This is a genomic window from Nocardia sp. CA-135953 (genome assembly GCF_050955735.1).
In the GTDB taxonomy this organism is placed as follows: domain Bacteria; phylum Actinomycetota; class Actinomycetes; order Mycobacteriales; family Mycobacteriaceae; genus Nocardia.
Genome location: NZ_CP192082.1, coordinates 4,979,441 through 5,003,304, shown reverse-complemented (window position 1 = coordinate 5,003,304; position 23,864 = coordinate 4,979,441). Strand labels below are relative to the sequence as shown.

Below are 23,864 nucleotides of genomic sequence, written 5' to 3'. Positions count from 1 at the left end.
ATAACAAGGGCGGCAAGTTCTCCTCGGATGCGGGGTCAGTGCACCACCGCCTTCTCCGCGCCGACACCGGTGAGCGAGCGAACCTCCATCTCGGCCTGCTTCGCCGGATCCTCCGGCTTACGTCCGCCCAGGAAGGTGCCGACCACACCGAGTACGAAAGCCAGTGGGATGGAGACGATTCCCGGATTCGACAGCGGGAACCAATCGAAATCCGAGCCCGGAATCATCGAGGTCTTCGTCCCGGATACCGCCGGGGAGAACACGATCAGCACAATGGTCGAGATCAGGCCGCCGTACATGCTGAACAGGGCGCCGGTGGTGTTGAACCGCTTCCAGAACAGCGAATACACGATGGTCGGCAAATTCGCCGCCGCCGCGACCGCGAAGGCCAGCGCCACCAGGAAGGCGATGTTCTGGCCGTTGGCCAGGATGCCGAGGCCGATGGCCAGCGCACCGATCACCACGGCGGTGATCCGGGATACCCTGACCTGCTTGTTCTCGTCGACCTGCCCCTGCTTGATCACGCTCGCGTAGATGTCGTGCGCGAACGATGCCGATGCGGTGATGGTCAGGCCCGCGACGACCGCGAGAATGGTGGCGAAGGCGACCGCGGAGATAATTCCGAGCAGGATTACGCCGCCGAGTTCGAAGGCCAGCAGCGGCGCCGCGGAATTCTGCCCGCCCGCCGCGGCGAGAATGCGATCCGGTCCGACAATGGCGGCCGCACCGTAACCGAGCACCAGTGTGAACAGGTAGAACGCACCGATCAGGCCGATCGCCCAAACCACCGAGCGCCGTGCCTCTTTCGCGGTCGGCACGGTGTAGAAGCGCATCAGTACATGCGGCAGACCCGCGGTGCCGAGCACCAGTGCCAAGCCGAGCGAGACGAAGTTCAGCTTGGAGGTCGCGCTGCCGCCGTACTGGGCGCCGGGAGCGAGCACGTCACGGGCGGCCACGCCCTTGGTCTTGGAACCGTGCACCGCGTCCTGTGCCGAGCCGAGGATGTCGGAGAAGTTGAAGCCGAACTTGGCGAACACCATCACCGTCATCAGCGCCGCGCCGGTAATGAGCAGCACCGCCTTGATGATCTGCACCCATGTGGTGCCCTTCATGCCCCCGACCAGCACATACACGATCATCAGCACGCCGACGACGGCAATGACGATGCTCTGTCCGGTCTTATCGGAGATATCGAGCAGCAGCGCGACCAGACCGCCGGCACCCGCCATCTGCGCGAGCAGATAGAACAGTGAAACCGCGAGGGTGGTCAGCGCGGCCGCGGTGCGGACCGGACCTTCTTTCAGTCGGAAGCTCAGCACATCCGCCATGGTGAATTTGCCGGTGTTCCTGAGCATTTCGGCGACCAGCAGGAGTGCGACCAGCCAGGCCACCAGGAAGCCGATCGAGTAAAGGAACCCGTCGTATCCGTATACCGCGATGGCACCCGCGATACCGAGAAAGCTGGCGGCGGAAAGGTAATCGCCCGCGATGGCGATGCCGTTCTGCGGGCCGGAGAAGCCGCGGCCGCCGGTGAAGTAGTCGGCGGCGGTGCGGTTATTGCGGCTGGCCCGGATCACCACGATCATCGTGATCGCCACGAACAGGCCGAAAATGGCGATATTCGCCGCCGGGTTGCCGACCTTCTCCGCGGCGGACAGATATTGCGTACTCACGCCTGGTCTCCCTCGAGATAGTTGCGGATCGACGCGGCGCGCGGATCGAGTTCCTTATTGGCGAACCGGACATACAGCCAGGTGATCACAAATGTCGAGACGAATTGCCCGAGGCCGAGCAGCAGGCCGAGGTTGATATTGCCGATGACCTGCGTGGCCATGAAGTCGTGCGCGTAGGCGCCGAGCAACACATAGCTCAGGTACCAGACCAGGAACAGTGCGGTCATCGGAAAGATGAATCGGCGCAACCGGCTTCGCAATTCCTGGAACTGGGGACTCGACTGGACGGCGGTGAAATCCTCCGCTGTCGGCGTGCGCCGCGGTGGCGTGCCATCTTTGTCGAGGTCGATACTGGTCATCGCAGGGTCCTAGCGTGTGACGTGAGTTGCCGTCCGCCGACCATAAGGGCACCCTTGTGCGGTATTCATGATGTGGCGGGAATCACTCTGTGAAGGCGCCGATTTGTGCGGTGAGCGGTCGGCTTGCCGCGACGAACGGTCAGCGGCTCAGCCCGATGGCGCGCTCCCGGTCCGCGCCCATGCCCAGCCGCTCCGGCGCGTGCATTCGAACGAAGACGCGCCCGACCGTGCGCGCGTCCTGACCGCGCGTCAGGACGCTGACCAGGATCATCGATACGAATGCCAGCGGTACGCTGAACGCCGCCGGATAGCCGAGTACGGCCGCGAGCCAGCCGTCCGCGAGTTCGTCGGAGATGCCGCCGGTCACCGAAACCGCCGTCGCACCGCCCGCTGCCAGACCGCCCGCGATCAGTCCGGTGGCCGCGCCCTTCGCCGTCAGACCACGCCACCAGATGCCGAGTACCAGCAGCGGGCACAGTGTCGAGGCGGCCACCGAAAAGGCAAGGGCGACAGCGCGGGACAGATCCAGTGAGACCACCATGATCGAAACAGCGAGGGGCACAGCACCGGCGAACACCGCGGCGGCCCGGAAGTCGCGAATCCGTCCGCGCAGCATATCCGTGCTGAGCACACCCGCGATGCTGACCAACAGCCCGGACGAAGTGGAAAGGAAGGCCGCGATCGCGCCCGCCGCGGCCAGTGCCGCCAGCAGTTGTCCCGGCAGCCCCGCCAGCACTGATCCGGGCAGCAGCACCACGGCGGCATCGGAGGTGCCGGTGATCAGCAACTGCGGCACGTACAGCCGCGCGAAAACCCCCAGCAAAATGGGGAAGAGGTAGAACACTCCGACCAGGCCGATCACCGCGAGTGCGGTCGTGCGCGCCGCGCGGCCGTCGGGATTCGTATAGAACCGCACCAGAACGTGCGGAAGTCCCATCGTACCCAGAAAAGTGGCGATGATCAGCGAATACACCTGGTAGGTGGGATGGGAGCCACCGAATCCGCCGCCGGGCGCCAGCCAGGCCGCGCCGTCCGGCGGCGCTCCGGCCACCACCGGGACGGTTGAGCCCGCATCCAGGGTCAGTTCGGTGCCCGCCGAAAGTTCGTGTGCGCCGGGTGTGAGCAGAACCGGACCGTCTACCGTGCGATCGTCGAGCGTTCCGGTGATCGAAACCTGTTGCGGCGCACCGACCTGCACGATGACGCCGGTGCTGACATCCACCGTGGTGCGCTCGGTGACCACCGGCGGCGCGGGGGTGCCGAGTTCACGGTCCTCGGCCAGGAAATGTCCGAGCAGCACCAGTGCCGGAATCGCCACCGCGGTCAGCTTCAGCCAGTACTGGAAGGCCTGCACCAGCGTGATCGACCGCATGCCGCCACCCGCCACATTCGCGATGATGATCGCGCCGACCGCCACCGCGCCGACCCATGTCGGCACATTCAGCAGGATGTGCAGTGTGAGACCCGCACCCTGGAACTGCGGAATGAGATAAACCCCGCAGACCAGCACCACCACGACCGCCGCCAGCCTGCGCAGCCGCAGCGAGCCGAGCCGGAACTCCGCGAAATCGGGCACCGTGTATGCGCCCGACCGGCGCAGCGGCGCGGCGACGAACAGCAGTAGGCCGAGATATCCGGCGGTGAACCCGACCGGATACCAGAGCGCGTCCGCGCCGTATTTCGCGATCAGTCCCGCGACCCCGAGAAATGACGCCGCCGAGAGGTATTCGCCGGAGATCGCCGCGGCATTCCACCGCGGCCCGACGCTGCGTGAGGCGACCAGGAAGTCGGAAGTGGTGCGCGCCAACCGGACACCGTAGACGCCGATCGCGACCGTCGCGAGCGCGGCGAACAGTAGCGCGAGCACCGTGAGCGCTGGGGCCGTGTTCACGGCATGCCCCGATCTTTTCCGGCATCGGTTCGGCAGCGCTGGTGCACGGCGGGCCGTGATGCGGCGATATGGGCGCTGTTGTCGCCGCCGACCGCGTTCCGACTTGTCGTGGCGGGTGGACCCGCTGCCGAGCGGTGGTGGGCGAGCTGTGTCGCGGTGCCGGACATCTGTCAGTCCTCGGCCAATTCCAGAAAATACTGCTCATTGCGTTCGGCGAGGCGGACATACAGCCGGCCCACGCCGTACAGCACCGGATACACCGCGACACCGAGCAGCAACCACGGCAGCCGTACCCCGAGCAGAACGAACGATCCTACCGATCCGAGCCGGAAAAGCATCGGGAGCGAACACAATACGAGCACCATGACCAGCCCGACCCGCACCGCCAACCCCAACTGTGCCCGAATCAGCCCGCCGATCAGTGCCTCGCCGATCTCGGTCTGCTCGACCACCTCCGTGCGGGTGCGCGCGCGTCGCGCACCGCGGCGTTCGGCGAGCACGACGCGCTGTCTGGTCGGACGCTGCGGAGTGGTCACGGATTCGTCCACTGCTGTCGTGGCCCGTGCACCAGCCGTTGCTTCAGCTCGCGCACCTGCCGACGGCTGACCGGCAACTCCACGGCCGCGGCAGTGCCGTCGGCCCGCAGCCGCACCACCGTTCCGGTGCCGACCGTGCGCAGACCGGTCACCAACCGCAGCGCCACCAGATAGGACCGGTGCACCCGCAGGAATCCGGCGTTCTCCCACCGGGATTCCAACGCCGACAACGGAATCCGCACCAGATGCGAACCGCCGCTGGTGTGCAGCCGGGCATAGTCGCCCTCCGCCTCCACCCAGCTCACACTCGACCGGTGCACCAGCGTGGTGACCCCACCCAGCTCGACCGGAATCACCTCATTCGGGTCGGTGCGCGGGGCCGCGACGGCCGGGGCCGGTGTGGTGCGTGCCGTGACGATCCGCCGCACCGCCTCAGCCAACCGCGCCTCTCGCAGCGGTTTGAGCAGATAGTCGACGGCACCCAGATCGAAGGCCGCGATCGCCTGGTCATCGTGGGCCGTCACGAACACCACCGCGGGCGGGTTGGCGAACTCGGACAGGATGCCCCCCAATTCCATGCCGTCCAGTCCGGGCATATTGATATCGAGGAATACCGCGTCGATCGGGTGTGCTCGCATCAGCCGCAATGCGCTGGTCGCATCGCCAGCGTTGTGGATTTCACCAACCCCCGGCTGCGCGCGCAACAAATACACCAGCTCGTCCAGAGCGGGCTTCTCGTCGTCCACGGCGAGCACGCGCAGTGCGGCGGCGGACTGGTCGGTGGTCCGGGGCACCAGAGAAACGTAGCGTGGATGGCCCCTGTCCCACAGGGCCGGGGAGGAAACGCGTCAACGACGCGCCGAGCGTGGTTGTGACGGGAACTCGCTCCGTCTACCGTGTGGCGACGGGTTGCCGGGGCAGCCCCTCGACCGTCGGTCCGGATGCCTTCACCGGGCTGAATCGGGGGGCGACTGCACACGCCTGCTCGTCAGTGCATCCGTGCGATCACGCAGGTGTCGTGCGGAGCGGCGTGCAGGGAGAACCAGGCGTGCGTGGTCAAGCCTGGATGCCCGCGCGGAATTTGGGCACGCGCAGGCTTACTTTGGTGCCCGCGCCGGGGGCGGTCTCCACGATCAGGCCGTAGTCGTTGCCGAAGGTCGCCCGCAGCCGGTCGTCGACATTGGCCAGGCCCACATGGGCGGATTCTCCGGAACCCGCTGGGCCGGTTCCGGTTTCGATGGCATCGAGGGCGCCGGAGCGCAGCAGATCCGGATCCATCCCGATTCCGTCGTCCTCGACGCTGATCACACAGTCGGTACCCGCATCGATCGCGACGATGGTCACCGTGCCGCCGCGCGTCGCCCCGGCCAAACCGTGCCGAACCGCGTTCTCCACCAACGGTTGCAGCGCCAGGAACGGCAGTACGACGCCGAGCACTTCCGGTGCGATCTGCAACCGCACCTGCAAGGCATCACCGAACCGGGCGCGTTCCAGCGCCAGATACCGCTCGATATTGCGCAGTTCGTCGGAGAGCAATGTGAATTCGCCCGCGGCACGGAAGGAATATCGGGTGAAGTCCGCGAACTCCAGGATCAGTTCGCGCGCCCGATCGGGGTCGGTGCGTACAAAGGACGCAACGGTATTGAGTGCGTTATAGATGAAATGCGGACTGATCTGGGCCCGCAGCGCACGCACCTCGGCTCGATCGAGGCGGGCCCGCGAGGCGTCCAATTCCGCCAATTCCAGTTGCCCGCAGGCGTATCGCGCCACCTCGGCGACCGCCCCCAGCCGTCCGGGCTCCGGCTTCCCGGTGGTCACCACCCCCAAAGCCCCGGCCACCCCGCCGTTTTCGATGAGCAGTGGCTGCGCGATCAGTGTTCGCCCGGCATGTTCACTGCGACCAGGCCCAGACACCAGCACCGGCCGCTCGGTCGCCACCGCCCGTCTGGCCGCATCGGCGAACGGCTCGGCCAGATCCGAATGCGGTCCGTCCCAAGCCAGCAGCGTGCCGTCCGGATCGGCAACGCCCAACGCGTCGGCCCCGGTGAGTGTCCGCAGATGCGGTGCGGCCTCCTGGGCGGACCGATCGTTCAACCCCTGCCGCAACGGCCGCGCGGCCAGCGACGCCGTATGCAGTGCGCTGTACACCGCCCGCTCGGCCGGAGTGGTCACCACTCGCCGGGTCCGCGACCAGACCACCAGCGCGCCGACGATCAATACCGCCCCAACGACAACCGCGACACCGGCGGTCGTCATCGCGGGCTCCCCGAACGTCTCCGCCACTTCATCGCCTGATTATCGCGGCGGTCCCACCGAATCCGCGCCCAACGGTGCCGATCGGCCCAACGGCACCGGCAGAATTCGCGTCGATCGACCCAACTGCACCGTCAGAATTCGCGTCGATTGGTCCTGGAGCACTGGCAGAATTCGCGTCGATTGGTCCTGCAGCACCGTCAGAATTCGCGTCGATTGGTCCTGCAGCACTGGCAGAATTCGCGTCGATTGGTCCTGCAGCACTGGCAGAATTCGCGTCGATCGGTCCTGCAGCACCGTCAGAATCCGCGCCGATCGGTCATACAGCGCCTGCAGAATCCGCGCCCGACAGCGCCGATCGAGCTGACGGCGCCACCCGAATCCGCATCCCTTCGGGCAGGTTGCCGACTTTGGGTGCCAAGGGACCTTGCCGGATACAGTCGTGTCCATGAACGCGGGCTACTCCGGGACGCCGCTGGCGAAGAAGATCGGAATCAAATCCGGCCACCGTGTGCTGCTGCGGCATGCGCCCGCAGGCTGGCGGATTCCGGATCTACCACCGGACGTCGCGATCGCCACCGATATGCCCGAGTCCGCGGATGTCGTCCTCGCTTTCTTTCGCGAACTCGCCGACCTCGCCGACGAGGTCCCGGAACTGGCGGCTGCACTGAGGCCGGGCGCAATGCTGTGGATCGCCTGGCCGCGCAAAGCGGGCGGGCACGTCAGCGATATCGCCGAGAACGATCTGCGCGACCTGCTGCTCCCCGTCGGCGTCGTCGATGTGAAGGTGGCCGCGCTCGACAACGATTGGTCCGGTTTGAAATTCGTCTGGCGCAAGCGCGCTTGATCGAGGGCTCGCGTAGTGTCGAGCGATCCGCGGACCACCCCACTGTCGCGGAAATCGGACAGCCGCAATGCCGGGTCGCGAGACGCGCCGGTGATCTTCACCACCGACACGCCGAGCACCTGCGTCAGCGCGGCGCGGGAAGCCGAACTCGTCGGTGGGGACCCCTAGAATCGCTACACCAACCCCCGTCGAGACCTTGGGAGGAAGGACCGTCTTGGCCGCCTCGTCCGGATCGTTCGTTCACCTGCACAACCACACCGAGTACTCCATGCTCGATGGTGCGGCCAAAATCTCTCCACTCTTCGCCGAGGCGAACCGGCTGGGAATGAACGCGGTCGGGATGACCGACCACGGCAATATGTACGGGGCTTCGGAGTTCTACAACTCCGCCAAGAAGGCCGGTATCAAGCCGATCATCGGCATCGAGGCCTACATCGCACCGGGTTCCCGGTTCGACACCAAGCGCGTGCAGTGGGGTGATCCCAGCCAGAAGGGCGACGACGTCTCCGGTTCCGGCGCCTACACGCATATGACCATGGTCGCGGAGAACGCGACCGGCCTGCACAACCTGTTCAAGCTGTCCTCGCTCGCCTCGCTGGAAGGTCAGCTCGGCAAGTGGGCGCGCATGGACGAGGAGATCATCGCCGAGCACGCCGCGGGCATCATCGCCACCACCGGCTGCCCCTCGGGTGAGGTGCAGACCCGCCTGCGCCTCGGCCACGACCGCGAGGCCCTCGAGGCCGCGGCCAAATGGCAGGAGATCTTCGGACCGGACAATTTCTTCCTCGAGATCATGGACCACGGTCTGTCCATCGAGCGCCGGGTCCGCGAGGGACTGCTCGAGATCGGTAAGAAGCTCGGGATCCGGCCACTGGCGACCAACGACTGCCACTACGTCACCAAGGACGCCTCGACCAACCACGAGGCGCTGCTGTGCATCCAGACCGGTAAAACACTCAGTGACCCAACGCGTTTCAAGTTCGACGGTGACGGTTACTACCTGAAGTCCGCGGAGGAGATGCGGGCGATCTGGGATATGGAAGTGCCCGGCGCCTGCGATTCCACCCTGTTGATCGCCGAGCGGGTGCAGTCCTACGACGCGGTGTGGCAGCACCGCGACCGGATGCCGATCTTCCCGGTGCCGGAGGGCCACGACCAGGCCAGCTGGCTGCGCCGCGAGGTCGACCTCGGGCTGGCGCGCCGCTTCCCGGACGGCGCGCCCCAGGACTATCTGGACCGCGCCCAGTACGAGATCGGCGTCATCCTGGAGATGGGCTTCCCGGCCTACTTCCTCGTCGTCGGCGACCTGATCAACCACGCTCGCGAGGTCGGCATCCGCGTCGGTCCCGGCCGTGGTTCGGCGGCCGGTTCGCTGGTCGCCTACGCACTCGGCATCACCAATATCGACCCGATTCCGCACGGTCTGCTCTTCGAGCGCTTCCTCAATCCCGAGCGCGTCTCGATGCCCGATATCGATATCGACTTCGACGATCGCCGCCGCGGTGAGATGGTCCGCTACGCGAGTGAGAAGTGGGGCACCGACCGGGTCGCCCAGGTCATCACCTTCGGCACCATCAAGACCAAGGCCGCCATCAAGGACTCGGCGCGAGTGCTGTTCGGCCAGCCCGGATTCGCCATCGCCGACCAGATCACCAAGGCGCTGCCGCCGCCGATCATGGCCAAGGACATCTCGGTGTCCGGTATCACCGATCCGGAGCACGAGCGGTACAAAGAGGCCGCAGAGGTGCGCGAACTCATCGGGAGCAATCCGGATGTCGCGAAGATCTACGAAACCGCACGCGGCCTCGAGGGCCTGATCCGCAATGCGGGTGTACACGCCTGCGCGGTCATCATGTCCTGTGATCCGCTCACCGATGCGATCCCGGTCTGGAAGCGGCCCCAGGACGGTGCGCTCATCACCGGCTGGGACTATCCGTCGTGTGAGGCCATCGGCCTGTTGAAGATGGACTTCCTCGGTCTGCGCAACCTGACCGTGATCGGTGACGCACTGGAGAACATCCAGGCCAACCGTGGCGTCGACCTGGATATGGACCGGCTGCCGCTCGACGATTCGCGCACCTATGAATTGCTTTCGCGCGGTGACACTCTCGGCGTATTCCAGCTCGATGGTGGGCCCATGCGCGATCTGCTGCGGCGCATGCAGCCGACCGCGTTCGAGGACATCGTGGCCGTCGGCGCGCTGTATCGCCCCGGCCCGATGGGCATGAACGCGCACAACGACTATGCCGACCGCAAAAACGACCGGCAGGAAGTCAAGCCGATCCATCCGGAGCTGGCGGAGCCGCTCGAGGACATCCTCGGCGAGACCTACGGCCTGATCGTCTACCAAGAGCAGATCATGCACGTCGCGCAGAAAGTGGCCGGCTACTCGCTCGGTCGAGCAGATATTCTGCGCCGCGCGATGGGCAAGAAGAAGGCCGAGGTGCTGGCCGCGGAGTTCGAGGGCTTCGAGGAGGGTATGCAGGCCAACGGATATTCCAAGGCGGCCATCAAGGCGCTGTGGGACACCATCCTTCCGTTCGCCGGTTACGCGTTCAACAAATCGCACGCCGCCGCCTACGGCCTGATCTCCTACTGGACCGCATATCTCAAGGCGAACTATCCCGCCGAATATATGGCGGCCCTGCTCACCTCCGTCGGTGACGATAAAGACAAGGCCGCGGTCTACCTCTCCGATTGCCGCCGCCTCGCGATCACCGTGCTGCCGCCGGATGTCAACGAATCCGAGATGAACTTCGCCTCGGTGGGTAAGGACATCCGCTTCGGCCTCGGCGCGGTGCGCAATGTCGGCGCCAATGTCGTCACTTCGATCATCCAGGCGCGCAAGGAGAAGTCGAAGTTCACCGATTTCTCGGACTACCTGAACAAGATCGACGCCATCGCCTGCACCAAGAAGGTCACCGAATCCCTCATCAAGGCAGGCGGATTCGACTCGCTCGGACATCCGCGCAAGGGTCTGCTGCTGATCCACTCCGATGCCATCGATGCGGTGATGTCCACCAAGAAGGCCGAGGCGATCGGCCAGTTCGACCTGTTCGGCGGGCTGGACGACGGCGACGAGTCGGTGGCCTCGGTCTTCAATGTGAAGGTGCCCGAGGACGAGTGGGAGACCAAGCACAAGCTGGCGCTCGAGCGGGAAATGCTCGGCCTGTACGTGTCCGGGCATCCGCTCAACGGCGTCGAACATGTGCTTGCGGCACAGGCGGATACGGCGATTCCGGCCATTCTCGAAGGTGATATCAAGGACGGCGCCCAGGTGACCATCGGTGGCATCCTCGCCTCGGTCAACCGTCGCATCAATAAGAACGGCCTGGCCTGGGCCTCGGCGCAGATCGAGGATCTGACCGGTGGTATCGAGGTGCTGTTCTTCCCGCAGGCCTATTCGGTGTACGGCGCGGATGTGGTGGAGGACGCGGTCGTCCTGGTGAAGGCCAGGGTGTCGGTGCGCGATGACCGGATGTCCTTGATCGCCAACGATCTCGCCGTCCCCGACCTCTCTTCGATCGGTGTGGCCAAGCCGCTGGCGGTCGTCATGCCGACGCGGCTGTGCACTCCCGACAAAATCGGCGAACTCAAGCGCATCCTGTCCAGACATCCGGGCACCGCGGACGTCCATGTCCGCCATGTGGGTGCGCGCGACAATACGACGCTGTGGAAATTGGATGACAGCCTGCGGGTTTCACCGTCCTCGGCCCTGATGGGCGACCTCAAGGCGCTGCTCGGTCCAAGCTGTCTCGCGGGCTGACTTCTCGACTCGTGAGCCCGACGATGGAGCGCGGCCGCCCATCTGAATTAATCGGTCCAATATGGATCTGGCTACGGCGAGATCGCGACTCCGAGCGACAGCGCGGCGAGGAACTTGGGTCCGTCCGCATAGAACTCGTCGAACTCGCGGATCTCGAATCCGGCGCTCTCGACGGTGCCGCGAATATCGCGATCGAGATTGCAGCCGCCCGCAATCGCCTTCTCGATCGGATTCAACCGGTGCTGCCACGCCTGGACGCCCGGATCCGGCGCGAGCCCGTGTTCGACGAAATGCAGGGTTCCGCCGGGAACGAGCACCCTGCGCACCTCGGCCAGCGCGGCCGCGATATCCGGAATGGTGCACATAGTCCAGGTCGAGAGTGCGGAGTCGAAGCTGTTATCGGCGAAGGGCAGCGACTGGCCGTCGAGTCCGGCGCGTTCGATCGGCACGGTGGCTTTGGCCAGCCGCTTGTCCGCCAGGCGCCAACCGAGGTCGGCGGGTTCCACGGCGCTGATCGACTCGACGGTAGCCGGATAGAACGGGATATTCAGTCCCGATCCGAAGCCGAGCTCCATCACCCGCCCGTGCAGTCCGGCGCAGGCGCGCTCACGCTGCGGATTGTTCATCTTGGCCCCGCAGACCAGATTCACCAGCCGCGGCACGAACTGATCGTTGTAGATGCCCACGTACTCCACTCTGTCAGGGTCGGCGTGCCGCAGGCAATGGTCAGCTGCCGAAAGGGCGGGCGGTCCTGTGTCGGCGGGCCGTGCGATCGCCGACATGCGATGCTGGCTCGGTGACCTTGTTCGAGGTATGGGCCCCGCTACCGGAACGGGTGCGCATCGAGGTCGATGGCGCCCTACATCCGATGACAAGGTCTCCTGACGGTTGGTGGCGGGCAGATGTGCACGCTGTGCCGGGCACGCGCTACGGCTACCTGCTCGACGACGACCCGACCGTCCTGCCCGACCCGCGCTCGGCGCGCCAGCCCGACGGCGTGCACGGCCGCTCGGCGCTGCACGCCCTCGATCCGGCCGGGTGGACCGATGCGAACTGGACCGGCCGCCCACTGGCGGGCGCGATCATCTACGAACTGCATCTGGGCACCTTCACCCCCGAGGGCACCTTCGACGCCGCCGTCGAGCGCCTCGACCACCTCGTCGAACTCGGCGTAACCGTGGTCGAGTTGATGCCGGTCAATGCCTTCGACGGCAGCCACAACTGGGGCTACGACGGTGTACTCTGGTATGCGGTCCACGAGCCCTACGGCGGACCCGATGGTTTGCAGCGCTTCGTGAATGCCTGCCATGCAAGGGGTTTGGCGGTCGCCCTCGATGTCGTCCACAACCATCTCGGTCCCTCCGGCAACTATCTGCCCCGCTTCGCGCCCTATCTGACCGAAGGTCGCAATACCTGGGGGCAGAGCCTCAATCTGGACGGTCCGTACTCGGATCCGGTGCGCCGCTTCATAATCGACAACGCACTGCGCTGGCTGCGCGATTTCCATATCGACGCACTGCGACTCGATGCGGTGCACGCACTCGTCGACCGCACCGCCACCCACCTGCTCGCCGAACTGGCCGCCGACACCGAATCCCTTGCCGCACATGTGCGTAGGCCGCTGACATTGATCGCGGAGAGCGACCTCAACGATCCGCGGCTCATCACCCCACGCGCGGCAGGCGGCTATGGCCTGACCGGTCAATGGAACGACGACCTGCACCATGCGGTGCACACCGCGGTTTCCGGTGAACGCCAGGGCTACTACGCCGATTTCGGTTCGTTGCGCTGTCTGGCCCAGACACTGACGCGTGGGTTCTTTCACGCCGGAATGTATTCCAGCTTCCGCGGTCGCGTCCACGGCCGTCCGATCGACACCCGGCTCATCCCGGCGAGCGCGTTGCTCGCGTATACCTGCACCCATGATCAGATCGGCAATCGGGCGATCGGGGACCGTCCCAGCGCCTACCTGACCGACGGACAACTGGCGATCAAGGCCGCATTGGTGCTGTTCTCGGCATACACGCCCATGCTGTTCATGGGGGAGGAGTGGGGCGCGCGCACCCCGTTCCAGTTCTTCGCCTCGCACACCGATCCGGTGATCGCGGCCGCCACCGCCACCGGCCGCAAGGAGGAATTCGCCGAACACGGCTGGGACAGCGACGAGATTCCGGACCCGCAGGACCCCGAAACCTTCCTGCGGTCGAAGCTGAATTGGTCCGAACTCGAACATGATCGCCACATTCGGCTGCTGTCCTGTTACCGAAAGCTGATCGGTTTGCGACGCGAGCGACCCGAGATAACGGACCCGCGACTCACGCATGTATCTGTCGACTATGACGAGAATGCCCGCTGGATCGCGGTGCGCCGCGGCCCGCTGACGCTGGTGTGCAATCTCTCCGAAGAGCAGGTCACCGTGCCTATTGCTGGTCTTTCGCTGCTGTCTTGGGAACCCGCGACCGAAGGCGTCTCCGCGACGGAGATACCGGGCCACTCGTTCGTGATACTCACGGGCGCATAGCAGAACCCCAGGTCGGAACACGGTTACCGAAAACCTCCTGAACATAACTGTCCGAGACACGATATTGCCGAGTGTGACCAGCGCCATTACCTTTGGAATATGAGCAACGTGGCTTCACCCGGGGACCTAGCGAATCTCCCCGATGGGGTGGGTGGCAGCGCCGCCGCCGAATTCGCACCATTGGTACGCGCATTCGCGAAGGTCTTCGGGCGCCGTCGGGGGGCGGGCGGCGCGTTGGCCGTCCATCTGCGCGGTGAGCCGCTGGTCGATATCTGGACCGGGAGCGCGGGTGACAAACCCTGGAGCCAGGACACCGGCGCGATCATCTTCTCCGCCACCAAGGGCATCACCGCGACGGTCATCCATCGGCTGGCCGATCGGGGTCTGCTCGACTACGAAGCGCCGATGGCCGAGTTCTGGCCGGAGTTCGGCCAGAACGGCAAGGGCGAGATCACCATTCGTCAGGTGATGACGCACAGCGCGGGACTCGGTGGTCTCAACCCGATCGCGGCCGGGCTCGAGGATGTGCTCGACCACCAGCTGATGGAGCAGCGTCTCGCCGCCGCGAAACCCGATCGTCTGCTCGGCACTCCGGCCTACCACGCGCTCACCTTCGGTTGGCTGCTCGCCGGATTGGCCCGCGCCATTACCGGCCAGGGGATGGCGGAGCTGTTCCGCACCGAGGTCGCCGAACCGCTCGGCATCGATGGGCTGCACCTGGGCAAGCCGTCCGCGCAATCGTCGACCGTCTATGCGCCGTTGGCGGGATCCCAGCTGAGTCTGATCGGGAAGCCGGTCAGCACAAGGGTTCTGGGTCGCAGCTATGGTCTGCCCGGTGCGCTCGGCGCGGCCGCGCGGTGCCTGTTCCTGCCCGGATTGGAGACCATCCTGGAGGGCGAAATCCCGCCGATTCTCGATACCGAACTCGGTGCTGGCAACGGCGTCTGCACCGCCCCGGCACTGGCCACCATGTACGGCGCACTGGCCAATGGCGGCATGGTGGGCGGCGTGCAGTATCTGACGCCGCAAACCATCAAGGCGCTCAGTCGAATTCGGACCTACCGGCTCGACCGCACCTTGTTCTACGCGCCGATGCTCTGGCGGCTCGGCTATCACTCACTGCCGATGCCGGGCGCACGCGGCGGCTTCGGCCATATCGGCCTCGGCGGCTCGTTCGGCTGGGCCGAACCCCGCCTCGGCCTATCGGTCGGATTCGTCCACAATCGCCTCTCGGCCGCGCAGCTGAGCTTCGACCAGGCCGCGGCCGGTTGGCTGTTGCCGATGGTCATGACGGGTGTGCGAACGTCCCGCCGGTCCGTCACCGTGGTGGAGACCCCAGAGGCTGCGTAAACGCTTGAACCGGCCGCGCGGACAATATCGCGCGGCCGGTTCGGGGGTGAGCGCGTTTTCTAGGTGAGGTAGCGGTAAGCCGGGGAGCGGGGATCCAGTTGCTCGCACTGGATCGGCGAGTCTTCCATCCGCTCCAGCAGTGGGCCGAGCCCCTCCGGCGCACCGAGTTCGATACCGACCAGCGCTGCACCGGTTTCCCGGTTGTTGCGCTTGACGTACTCGAACAGGGTGATGTCGTCGTCGGGACCGAGCACCTCGTTGAGGAAGCGCCGCAGCGCGCCCGGCTCCTGCGGGAAATCCACCAGGAAATAGTGCTTCAGGCCGCGGTGCACCAGCGAGCGCTCGATGATCTCGCCGTAGCGCGACACATCGTTATTGCCGCCGGAGACCAGGCACACCACCGTCGAACCGGGTTCGATCGTGATTTCGGCCAGCGCCGTCGCCGACAGCGCGCCCGCGGGTTCGGCGATGATGCCCTCGTTCTGATACAGCTCGAGCATGGTGGTGCAGATCGCGCCCTCGTCGACCTGCATCATGCGGAAAGCGCCTGCACCACTTGGTGATTCGGTCGCGGTCAGCAGCGGCAGCGAGCCGTGCGAGACCACCCGGCCGCCGAATGTGGCGATCGCCGCATAGGGCAGTCGGCCGATCCGGCGCACGGCCGCGCCGTCGACGAACGGATCGATCTCCGGCAGCGTTACCGGGCCGCCCGCGACCAGAGCCGCGGTCATCGAGGCCGCGCCCGCCGGCTCCACACCGAGGATCCCGGTGCTCGGCGAGCGCTCCCGCAGGTAGGTGCCGATGCCCGCCAGGCAACCGCCGCCGCCTACCGGGATCACCACCAGGTCGGGGGTCCGACCGCCGAGTTGTTCCAGGAATTCGGGCGCGATGGTGCCCTGTCCCGCCGCGGTGCGCGGATCGTCGAACGGCGGCACCATGGTCGCGCCGGTGCGCTCGACCTCCTCGGCGGCGGCGGCCGCGGCGGCGTCGTAGGTTTCCCCCACCGCGATCAACTCGATGAACTCGCCGCCGTGCACTCGGATGCGGTCGCGCTTCTGCTTCGGTGTCGTGGTCGGCACATAGATGCGGCCCTTGATGCCCATCGCGTTGCAGGCGAAGGCCACGCCCTGGGCGTGATTGCCTGCGCTGGCCGCGACCACGCCCGCGGCTCTCTCGGAGTCGGTGAGCTGCACGATCAGGTTGTAGGCGCCGCGCAGCTTGTAGGAACGGACGGCGGTGAGGTCTTCGCGCTTGAGGTAGACCTGCGCCCCGGTCAGCGCGGACAGCCGGGGACTGTGCTGCAGCGGGGTGGGCTCGATAATGTCGGCAATTCGCTTGGCGGCGGCGTCGATCTCGTGTGCGCTCAGCGCGGGACGAGAAGTGGACTGGTCGTCGAGGAGCTCGAGCGGATTGGACACCCGAAATATGGTGCCACCCGCCGCGTCGGGCGGACGCGGCGGGTGGGCGTCGGAGAAGTGCTTCGGTCGGTTTCCCCGCCGGAGCTACCGCGGGGTCAGTACGAAAACCGGAATCTCGCGGGTCGTCTTGGTCTGGTAGTTCGCGTAATCGGGCCAGACCTCGACCGCCCGCGCCCACCACAGCGCCTTCTCCTCGCCGAGGACTTCGCGCGCGGTGTAGTCCTTGTGCACGGTGCCGTCACGCAGCTCGACATGCGGCTCGGCCTTGATGTTCCAGTACCAGACGGGATGCTTCGGCGCGCCGCCGAGCGAGGCGACGACCGCGTACTCGCCGTCGTGCTCGACCCGCATCAGTGCGGTCTTGCGCAGCAGCCCGGTCTTCGCCCCTTTGGTGGTCAGGACGATGACGGGCTTGCCCTGCAGAGTCAGTCCCTCGGTGCCGCCGGAATTCTCGATCAGCTCGGCCTGCTCACGGGCCCAATCGGATGTGCTCGGTGCGTACTCACCTGTCAATGGCATGACACCGGCAACAACGCGGCACCGGCCTCTGTTCCCGTCGAAATGTTAGGTAGCCCGAACTTCCCCATCCGAGTAGCCTGACGACATGGCAGTGGTCCCCCTTCAGGCTCGCCCCACGGCGGCGGTGGATATCGCCGGCAGCGCGTGGCCGATGTACAAACTCGAGGCGATGGCCCTCGGTCTGGTCATCTGCCTTGTCCTCGCGCTGATCACGGGGTCGCTGCAGGTCGCCGTGCTGGTCGCTGCCGGAGTCGGAACCGGCCGCTGGGTCATCGGCCGAGTAGCCGCGCGCGGCACACCTAGGCAAACGGTGCATCGTCCCTGAGCAGTTGTCCCTGAGCAGTTGTCCCTGAGCAGTTCCGCTCTCCGCGGGCCGGAACCATCGAACAGCCGGCGCGCCCACCGAGGGAGTCAAATGGCTGCCCGAGTTCATCGAGCGCAGTCGATTGGTGGCCCATAACCCCACCCACCAACGACCATTCGACTATGCCCGAGAACGGCAACCACAGCCGGTCGACTGAGCTGGAAGCTGCGGGCCTGTCCACGCGACTGCGGAAGGTAGGCCAGGTGCGGCACCAACGCATCCGCGCCAGGGACTCGCGAAGATCCCGTTCGGAGCGGGCCTTATGCGTTGAAAGACAACATTTTAATTAACATCCGCCGCAGACGCCTCGATGATTCGGGTAGTCGAGTACGCAGGATTCGACGGTAATCGGGGCGGAGGATCTACTCATGAAACGACTGGTGGTCTGCTGCGACGGCACCTGGAAGGCCGAATCCAGCAGCACGGTATCGAATATCATCAAGATCGCGCAGACGATCCGGTACGAGGCGCCGGGACCTTCGGGGGAGTCGATCCCGCAGTGGGTCAGCTACGTATCCGGGCCGGGCGCACGCGGCTTCCTGGCCGACCGCCTGATGGGTGGTGCGTTCGGACTCGGACTCGAGGCGAATCTGTCCTCTGCGTACTGGCATCTGGCACTGAACTGGCAGCCGGGGGACGAGATCTATATCTTCGGATTCAGCCGCGGTGCGTACACCGCGCGTAGCCTGGCCGGTCTGATCGGCCGCATCGGAATCATGACACCCGATGCGATGATCGAGGGAAAGTACCCGGAGGCCTTGCGGATTCATCATCAGCCCGCGCCACCGCGGACCCCGGAGAATCCGGATCCGAAGGAGCCGCAGGAGTGGATCGACTTCCGCAAGACGAACTGCTGGGACGCTCCGGCCAAGATCGACTTCATCGGGGTTTTCGATACCGTCGGCGCACTCGGCGTGCCCGGACTGACGTCGCTGCGACACCGGTTCCACGATGTGAAGCTCGGGCGCAATGTCTACTGCGCGCGGCAGGCCCTGGCACTCGATGAGCGGCGACGCAATTTCGAACCGTGCCTCTGGGATGTGCCGATCGAACCGGATGTGAAGTACTCCCACGACTACGACCGGGTGAAGCAGGTCTGGTTCGAGGGCGTGCACAGCGATGTCGGCGGCGGCTACAAGGAATGCGGACTCTCCGATATCACGCTGCGCTGGATGGTCGAACAGGCCGAGGCGGTCGGACTCGTCTTCGACCGCGAGCGGCTCGAGGGCCTGTCCCAGCGGTGCGCTGCCTCGGGTGCGAAGCATATGGAATTGCATCGCTCGCTCGGCATCGGATACCGAATCCTCAATGTGCTGCGCGCCATTCGCCAGCCGAGGAACCCGCGATTCTACTGGGATTCCTGGCGGCGGCTGTACACCGACGGGGACCGTGGCGTGCGCCTGGCCTCCACCGCGCACGACGCCACGGACTACCGACCCGCGAATCTGCGGCGCTGGTTGAAGGACAACGACGGAATGGTGCCCGAGACGCTGATCGAGAAGACCGGCACGATAACGGCCATCACACCGGAGGAGCCCTCAGCGCACGAGTAGCGCCACCGGCAGCCGGGCGAACAGCTTTTCCAATCGCGCCCGGCCCTGGAAGGTGTGGCCGGTCAGGCGGTCGGTCCAGTTGCCCTGTGGCAACTCCAAAGTGGTATCGGCCCACCCGGTTTCGGCCAGGCCGAGGCTGTGCCGGGTGGCGGCCACGATCACCTCGGGCGTTTCACCGGCCCGGCCGCGCGCGTAGGCGACCAGCCTGCTTTCCTGCTCGCCGGTGGCGAACAGCGGCAGGTAGGTGCCGCCGACGAAACAGTCCGGCCGTTCGCGGCGCAACCACAGCGCATAGGCGACGATCCACATCTTGGCCGCGCCGGTGGTATCCAGAGCCGGTGTACCGGTGAGTGATTGCAGCAGTCCGGCACGGGCCGCGAAATCCACGGGGCGGCGGTTGTCCGGATCGACGAGCGTGTCCTCCCATAGCTCGCAGCCCTGATAGATATCGGGAATTCCCGGCCCGCACAGCTGCAGCAGCTTCTGCGACAGTGAATCCGACCAGGCGTGCGGGGCGAGTTCGTGCACCAGATCACCGATCTCGGAGCCGACCGGCCCGTCGATCACCGCATCGAGCCAGCCGTGCACCTTCTTCTCGAATCCGACATCCGGTTCCTCCCAGGAAGTATGGACATCGGCCTCGCGAATCGCTTTCTCCGCGAACAGATGCAGTCGCTCGCGCAGTCCGGCCACGGACGAAGCCGGTCGGCCGTCGGCGGGCCAGACGCCGAACATGTTCTGCAGCAGGAACAACGTCGTCGCGCCGTCAGGACCCGGGGTGATCTCCTGCCAGGATTCGACGGCGCGCGCCCAGGTCTCCGCGGCCTGGGACAGCAACCCGATCCGGGCGCGCACATCCTCTCCGCGCTTGGTGTCGTGCGTCGACAGTGTGGTCATGGTGGCGGGCCAGCGTTGCGCGCGTTCGCTATTGGACAGGTGGAATTCGTTGAGCGAGTGGCCGAATCGGGCCGGATTGCCGCCCACCTCCTGCAGCGATACCAGCCGCGCCGCCTGGTAGAACATGGTGTCTTCGACGGCCTTCGCGGTGATCGCACCGCAGACCTGGCTGAATCGAACGGCCGCCTCGCCGTCGGACGCCAGCGCCGCCACCAGCACGCTCAGCGGCACCGTCAGTTCGCCATTGCGCTTCTCCACCTCGGCGACCACCGCGCCGGTCATACCGGCCAGCGGCGCGTAGTCCACCCGGTAGACCGGCATGAAGGCCAGCACCTCGATGGTGGCATTGGTCAATGCCATGGTGTCGAAGCTTTCGGCATGCGCGTCGCGCTTGATCGCGGCGACCAGGCGCCGGATCTCCGGGGCCAGGATGTTCTCCGCCACCGCGCGTTTGATGCGGTGTTCGGTTTCGCCGATCCAGGCGCGGTCGCTGCCGTGCCCGGCGACTTTGCGCGACAGTTCGGTCAGCGCCTGTTCGCCGTCGGGGTCGATCAGTACGCCGCCGTAGTCGGACAGGGCATCGTAGCCGGTGGTGCCGTCGACCGGCAGCGTCTTGTCCAGTGGTTCGCGGTTGGCCAGGATCTTTTCCACGAGTAGTAGCCGGTGCGGGCCGATGAGCCGACGCAGCTTCGTCAGGTACGCGGTGGGATAGGACAATCCGTCCGGATGGTCGACCCGGACGCCGTCGATCAGATCGTGTTCGCACCATGCGGCCAGTTCGCGGTGGGTGATCTCGAAGACCTCAGGATCCTCTTGGCGCACCGCGGCTAGGCTGCCGACCGCGAAGAACCGCCGGTAGGTGCACAACCCGGCCTTCCAGCTGACCAGCCGGTAGTGCTGTTTGTCGTGGATGCGCAGCGCATTGTCGCCGTCGGTGCCCGCCGCGATGGGGAAGCGCAGATCGTGCAGTGCCAGCATCGGTTCCGAACCGGTCCGGTCCACCGTCAGTGCGGCCGGATCGTTTTCGCTCTGCAGCACCGGCAGCGCCAGCCGGCCGCCCGCGCCATTGCCGGCGCTCCAGTCGATATCGAAGAAATGCGAGAACTGGGATTCGCGGCCGTTGCGCAGCACATCCCACCACCACGGGTTCTGCCGGGGATCGGCCACGCCGACGTGGTTGGGCACCAGATCGACGATCAAACCCATACCGCGACTGCGCACTTCGTCCGCGAGTGCCTTGAGTCCGGCCGGCCCGCCGAGGGCCGCCGAAACCGTGGTGGGATCGGTGACGTCGTACCCGTGCGTCGAACCGACCGTCGCGGTGAGGATCGGCGACAGGTACAGATGTGAAATACCCAGCTGCTGTAGGTATTCCGCGATCGCGCGGGCATCGGTGAAGGTCAACACGTCGGGGCGCAGCTGGAGTCGGTAGGTGCTGCGGACCGTCGTCTGCCGGGCCGGGGTGCGGCCACGGGAGATGGGGTCGGTGTGGTGGGTCTGCATATCGGACTCGGGCGTCTCGGTCATCGGCGGTTTCGGTTATGCGGGGCAGTGGAGGACGAGCAGACAGCGGGCCGGGACGGCGACGGTGCTCGCCGCCGGATAGGTGGCATCGGCGCGGCCGTCGGGCACCGAACAATTCAGTGCGACAGTCCATTCGGCACCGTAATCCGGATCGGGCAGTACGAAGTCGAGACCGCTGTCGTGGGCGTTGAAGCACAGCAGGAACGAATCGTCGGTGATGCGCTCGCCGCGCGGGCCGGGTTCGTTGATGCCGAGGCCGTTGAGATAGACCGTCAGCGATTTGCCGAAACCGCTGTCCCAATCGGCGGGTGTCATCTCCTCACCCGCCGGGGTGAGCCAGGCGATGTCGCGGGCGTGCTCTTTCGAGCGGATCGGCCGGCCCGCGAGGAAGCGGCGGCGCCGGAATATCGGATGCGCTGTGCGCAGTGCGATCACCCGCTTGGTGAATTCGAAAAGGTCCGAATTCGTCTGCATCAGCGACCAATCCATCCAGGCCAGCGGTGAATCCTGGCAGTACACATTGTTGTTGCCCTGCTGTGTGCGGCCCATCTCGTCGCCATGGGCGAGCATCGGGGTGCCCTGACTGAGCACCAGCGTGGCCAGCAGATTGCGACTCTGCCTGGCGCGCACCGCGAGAATCTCCGGATCGTCGCTGGGACCCTCCACCCCGCAGTTCCACGAGCGGTTGTAGCTCTCGCCGTCGCGATTGCCCTCACCATTGGCCGCGTTGTGTTTCTCGTTGTAGGACACCAGATCCCGCAGCGTGAAGCCGTCGTGTGCGGTGATGAAGTTGATGCTCGCGCTCGGCCTGCGCCCGGTGGCCTCGTACAGATCCGAGGATCCGGTGAGCCGGGAGGCGAATTCGCCGAGGGTGGCGGGTTCACCGCGCCAGTAGTCGCGGACGGTGTCGCGGTACTTGCCGTTCCATTCGGTCCACTGGCCGGGGAAATTGCCGACCTGGTAGCCGCCCTCGCCGACGTCCCAGGGCTCCGCGATGAGCTTCACCTGGCTGACTACCGGATCCTGTTGCACCAGATCGAAGAAGGTCGAGAGCCGGTCCACATCGTGCAGTTCGCGGGCCAGCGTGGCGGCGAGATCGAAGCGGAAGCCGTCGACGTGCATATCCAGGATCCAGTAGCGCAGTGAGTCCATGATCAGCTGCAGCGTATGTGGGTGGCGCACGTTCAGGCTGTTACCGGTGCCGGTGTAGTCCATGTAGTGCGACGGGTCCTCGTCGACCAGGCGATAGTAGGCCGCATTGTCGATCCCGCGGAAGGCCAGGGTCGGCCCGAGATGATTGCCCTCGCCGGTGTGGTTGTAGACGACATCGAGGATCACCTCGATGCCCTCGGCATGCAGTGCGCGCACCATGGCCTTGAATTCGGTGACCGCCGCACCGCCGCGCGGGCTGGCCGCGTATTCGTTGTGCGGGGCTAGGTAGCCGAAGCTGTTGTAACCCCAGTAGTTTCGCAGGCCCTGATCCAAAAGGACGCGGTCGTGCAGGAATTGGTGCACGGGCATCAGCTCGATCGCGGTGACGCCGAGTTCCTTCAGATGTTCCACGATCGCCGGATGTGCGATACCGGCGTAGGTGCCGCGCAATTCCTCTGGAATGTCGGTGTGCGTCATCGTCATGCCCTTGACGTGCGCCTCGTAGATGACCGTCTCGTGGTAGGGCCGATTCGGTGGACGGTCGGCGCCCCAGTCGAAGAACGGGTTGATCACCACGCCGGTCATAGTGTGTCCCAGCGAATCCTCGCCGTAGGTGTAGAGCGAGGAGTCGTTGTCGAATTCGCCGTCGAACGCCTTGCCGTAGGGATCGAGCAGCAATTTGCTTGGATCACAGCGCAATCCGTGCTCGGGATCGTAGGGCCCGTGCACCCGGAAGCCGTAGCGCCGGCCGGGTCCGATGGTCGGGAGATAGGCGTGCCAGACGTAGGTGTCGACCTCTTCCAGCGGCACTCTGGTTTCGGTGCCGTCCCTGGCGATCAGGCACAGATCGACCGCGTCGGCAACCTCGGAGAACACCGAGAAATTGGTGCCTGCGCCGTCGTAGGTCGCGCCCAGTGGGTAGGCGGTGCCGGGCCAGACACCTAAGGGTGTCACCTCACCGGGCGCTGCGTCGGGCTGAGCCATGTCAACGACACTAGCGTCAGCCGGAAGGCGCTCCGTGCGGGTGGTTGCGGCCGGGGCGAGTCAGTCCTGGTCGGGGCCGGTTTCGAGCCAGCGCCGTCGGTAGCCGATCCGGGTGGACAGCCGGGCGAGTCCGCCGAATACCCCATGCTGCAGCCGGACCGGGATGCCCGCGAGATGGCCGTCCTGGTAATTCCACAGCAATGCGGGCGCCAACGGGTCGCGGCATCCGGGAGCGGACGGTGGTCTTGTGTGCGGCG

The 23,864-nt window shown here is 65.8% G+C and carries 19 protein-coding genes; 7 read left to right on the top strand and 12 right to left on the bottom strand.

The features are described 5' to 3' along the window. Positions 1–35 precede the first annotated feature (35 nt). The 6 genes from ACQPXH_RS23000 to ACQPXH_RS22975 form a co-directional block, all read right to left on the bottom strand. Positions 36–1,673, bottom strand: coding sequence for a solute symporter family protein (locus ACQPXH_RS23000; RefSeq protein WP_433598587.1), 1,638 nt, complete (start codon positions 1,671–1,673; stop codon positions 36–38). Continuing rightward, on the bottom strand, positions 1,670–2,032 hold the full coding sequence (locus tag ACQPXH_RS22995; RefSeq protein ID WP_433598586.1) for a DUF485 domain-containing protein: 363 nt from the start codon (positions 2,030–2,032) through the stop codon (positions 1,670–1,672). The genes ACQPXH_RS23000 and ACQPXH_RS22995 overlap by 4 nt, the downstream gene beginning before the upstream one ends. 139 nt (positions 2,033–2,171) lie before the next feature. Beyond that, positions 2,172–3,923, bottom strand: a complete 1,752-nt coding sequence (locus ACQPXH_RS22990) for a cation acetate symporter (protein WP_433598585.1) — start codon at positions 3,921–3,923, stop codon at positions 2,172–2,174. 170 nt (positions 3,924–4,093) lie between these two features. Then, positions 4,094–4,459 carry a hypothetical protein gene (locus tag ACQPXH_RS22985; protein ID WP_433598584.1) on the bottom strand — a complete coding sequence of 122 codons (366 nt, stop codon included), beginning with the start codon at positions 4,457–4,459 and terminating at the stop codon, positions 4,094–4,096. Continuing rightward, positions 4,456–5,253 (bottom strand): LytR/AlgR family response regulator transcription factor, encoded by a 798-nt coding sequence (locus tag ACQPXH_RS22980; protein WP_433598583.1) that lies wholly within the window; start codon positions 5,251–5,253, stop codon positions 4,456–4,458. Before ACQPXH_RS22980 ends, ACQPXH_RS22985 begins: the two co-directional genes overlap by 4 nt. Positions 5,254–5,515: 262 nt before the next feature. After that, a complete protein-coding gene (locus ACQPXH_RS22975) occupies positions 5,516–6,715 on the bottom strand; it encodes a histidine kinase (RefSeq protein WP_433598582.1) in 1,200 nt (399 codons plus the stop codon). 445 nt (positions 6,716–7,160) lie between these two features. On the opposite strand from ACQPXH_RS22975, the gene ACQPXH_RS22970 reads away from it, so the two are divergent. From ACQPXH_RS22970 to dnaE, 3 genes are read left to right on the top strand one after another with little or no spacing between them, the layout of a single operon-like run. Next, positions 7,161–7,559, top strand: coding sequence for a DUF3052 family protein (locus ACQPXH_RS22970; RefSeq protein WP_433603545.1), 399 nt, complete (start codon positions 7,161–7,163; stop codon positions 7,557–7,559). 15 nt (positions 7,560–7,574) lie between these two features. Further along, positions 7,575–7,727 carry a hypothetical protein gene (locus ACQPXH_RS22965; protein WP_433598581.1) on the top strand — a complete coding sequence of 51 codons (153 nt, stop codon included), beginning with the start codon at positions 7,575–7,577 and terminating at the stop codon, positions 7,725–7,727. Positions 7,728–7,773: 46 nt separating this feature from the next. Beyond that, the gene (dnaE, locus tag ACQPXH_RS22960; protein ID WP_433598580.1) at positions 7,774–11,325 is read left to right on the top strand and encodes a DNA polymerase III subunit alpha; all 3,552 of its coding nucleotides are present in this window, start codon (positions 7,774–7,776) and stop codon (positions 11,323–11,325) included. Between the two features lie 71 nt (positions 11,326–11,396). Here the strand turns inward: dnaE and ACQPXH_RS22955 are convergent, their stop codons facing one another. Then, positions 11,397–12,011 carry a class I SAM-dependent methyltransferase gene (locus ACQPXH_RS22955; protein WP_433603544.1) on the bottom strand — a complete coding sequence of 205 codons (615 nt, stop codon included), beginning with the start codon at positions 12,009–12,011 and terminating at the stop codon, positions 11,397–11,399. A gap of 110 nt (positions 12,012–12,121) precedes the next feature. Between ACQPXH_RS22955 and treZ the strand changes: the two genes are divergently transcribed. Together treZ and ACQPXH_RS22945 are read left to right on the top strand one after the other, a co-directional pair. Beyond that, on the top strand, positions 12,122–13,846 hold the full coding sequence (gene treZ, locus ACQPXH_RS22950) for a malto-oligosyltrehalose trehalohydrolase (protein ID WP_433598579.1): 1,725 nt from the start codon (positions 12,122–12,124) through the stop codon (positions 13,844–13,846). Positions 13,847–13,945: 99 nt separating this feature from the next. Further along, a complete protein-coding gene (locus ACQPXH_RS22945; RefSeq protein WP_433598578.1) occupies positions 13,946–15,196 on the top strand; it encodes a serine hydrolase domain-containing protein in 1,251 nt (416 codons plus the stop codon). 59 nt (positions 15,197–15,255) lie between these two features. Here the strand turns inward: ACQPXH_RS22945 and ilvA are convergent, their stop codons facing one another. Together ilvA and ACQPXH_RS22935 are read right to left on the bottom strand one after the other, a co-directional pair. Then, a complete protein-coding gene (gene ilvA / locus ACQPXH_RS22940) occupies positions 15,256–16,614 on the bottom strand; it encodes a threonine ammonia-lyase IlvA (protein WP_433598577.1) in 1,359 nt (452 codons plus the stop codon). An 84-nt stretch (positions 16,615–16,698) separates the two neighbouring features. Further along, positions 16,699–17,133, bottom strand: a complete 435-nt coding sequence (locus tag ACQPXH_RS22935) for a nitroreductase family deazaflavin-dependent oxidoreductase (RefSeq protein WP_433598576.1) — start codon at positions 17,131–17,133, stop codon at positions 16,699–16,701. Positions 17,134–17,218: 85 nt separating this feature from the next. Between ACQPXH_RS22935 and ACQPXH_RS22930 the strand changes: the two genes are divergently transcribed. Together ACQPXH_RS22930 and ACQPXH_RS22925 are read left to right on the top strand one after the other, a co-directional pair. Continuing rightward, entirely contained in the window at positions 17,219–17,458 is a 240-nt protein-coding gene (locus ACQPXH_RS22930) for a hypothetical protein (RefSeq protein ID WP_433598575.1), read from the top strand. Positions 17,459–17,865: 407 nt separating this feature from the next. Continuing rightward, a complete protein-coding gene (locus ACQPXH_RS22925) occupies positions 17,866–19,050 on the top strand; it encodes a DUF2235 domain-containing protein (RefSeq protein WP_433598574.1) in 1,185 nt (394 codons plus the stop codon). Here the strand turns inward: ACQPXH_RS22925 and treY are convergent. The 3 genes from treY to ACQPXH_RS22910 are packed head-to-tail and all read right to left on the bottom strand — an operon-like array spanning position 19,036 to position 23,820. Then, the gene (gene treY, locus ACQPXH_RS22920) at positions 19,036–21,450 is read right to left on the bottom strand and encodes a malto-oligosyltrehalose synthase (RefSeq protein WP_433603543.1); all 2,415 of its coding nucleotides are present in this window, start codon (positions 21,448–21,450) and stop codon (positions 19,036–19,038) included. The genes ACQPXH_RS22925 and treY overlap by 15 nt on opposite strands. Positions 21,451–21,486: 36 nt before the next feature. Next, complete coding sequence (gene glgX, locus ACQPXH_RS22915; protein WP_433598573.1) at positions 21,487–23,607, bottom strand: glycogen debranching protein GlgX; 2,121 nt, start codon at positions 23,605–23,607, stop codon at positions 21,487–21,489. 60 nt (positions 23,608–23,667) lie between these two features. Beyond that, positions 23,668–23,820: a hypothetical protein gene (locus ACQPXH_RS22910; protein WP_433598572.1), complete on the bottom strand. Its 153-nt coding sequence runs from the start codon at positions 23,818–23,820 to the stop codon at positions 23,668–23,670. Positions 23,821–23,864 lie beyond the last annotated feature (44 nt).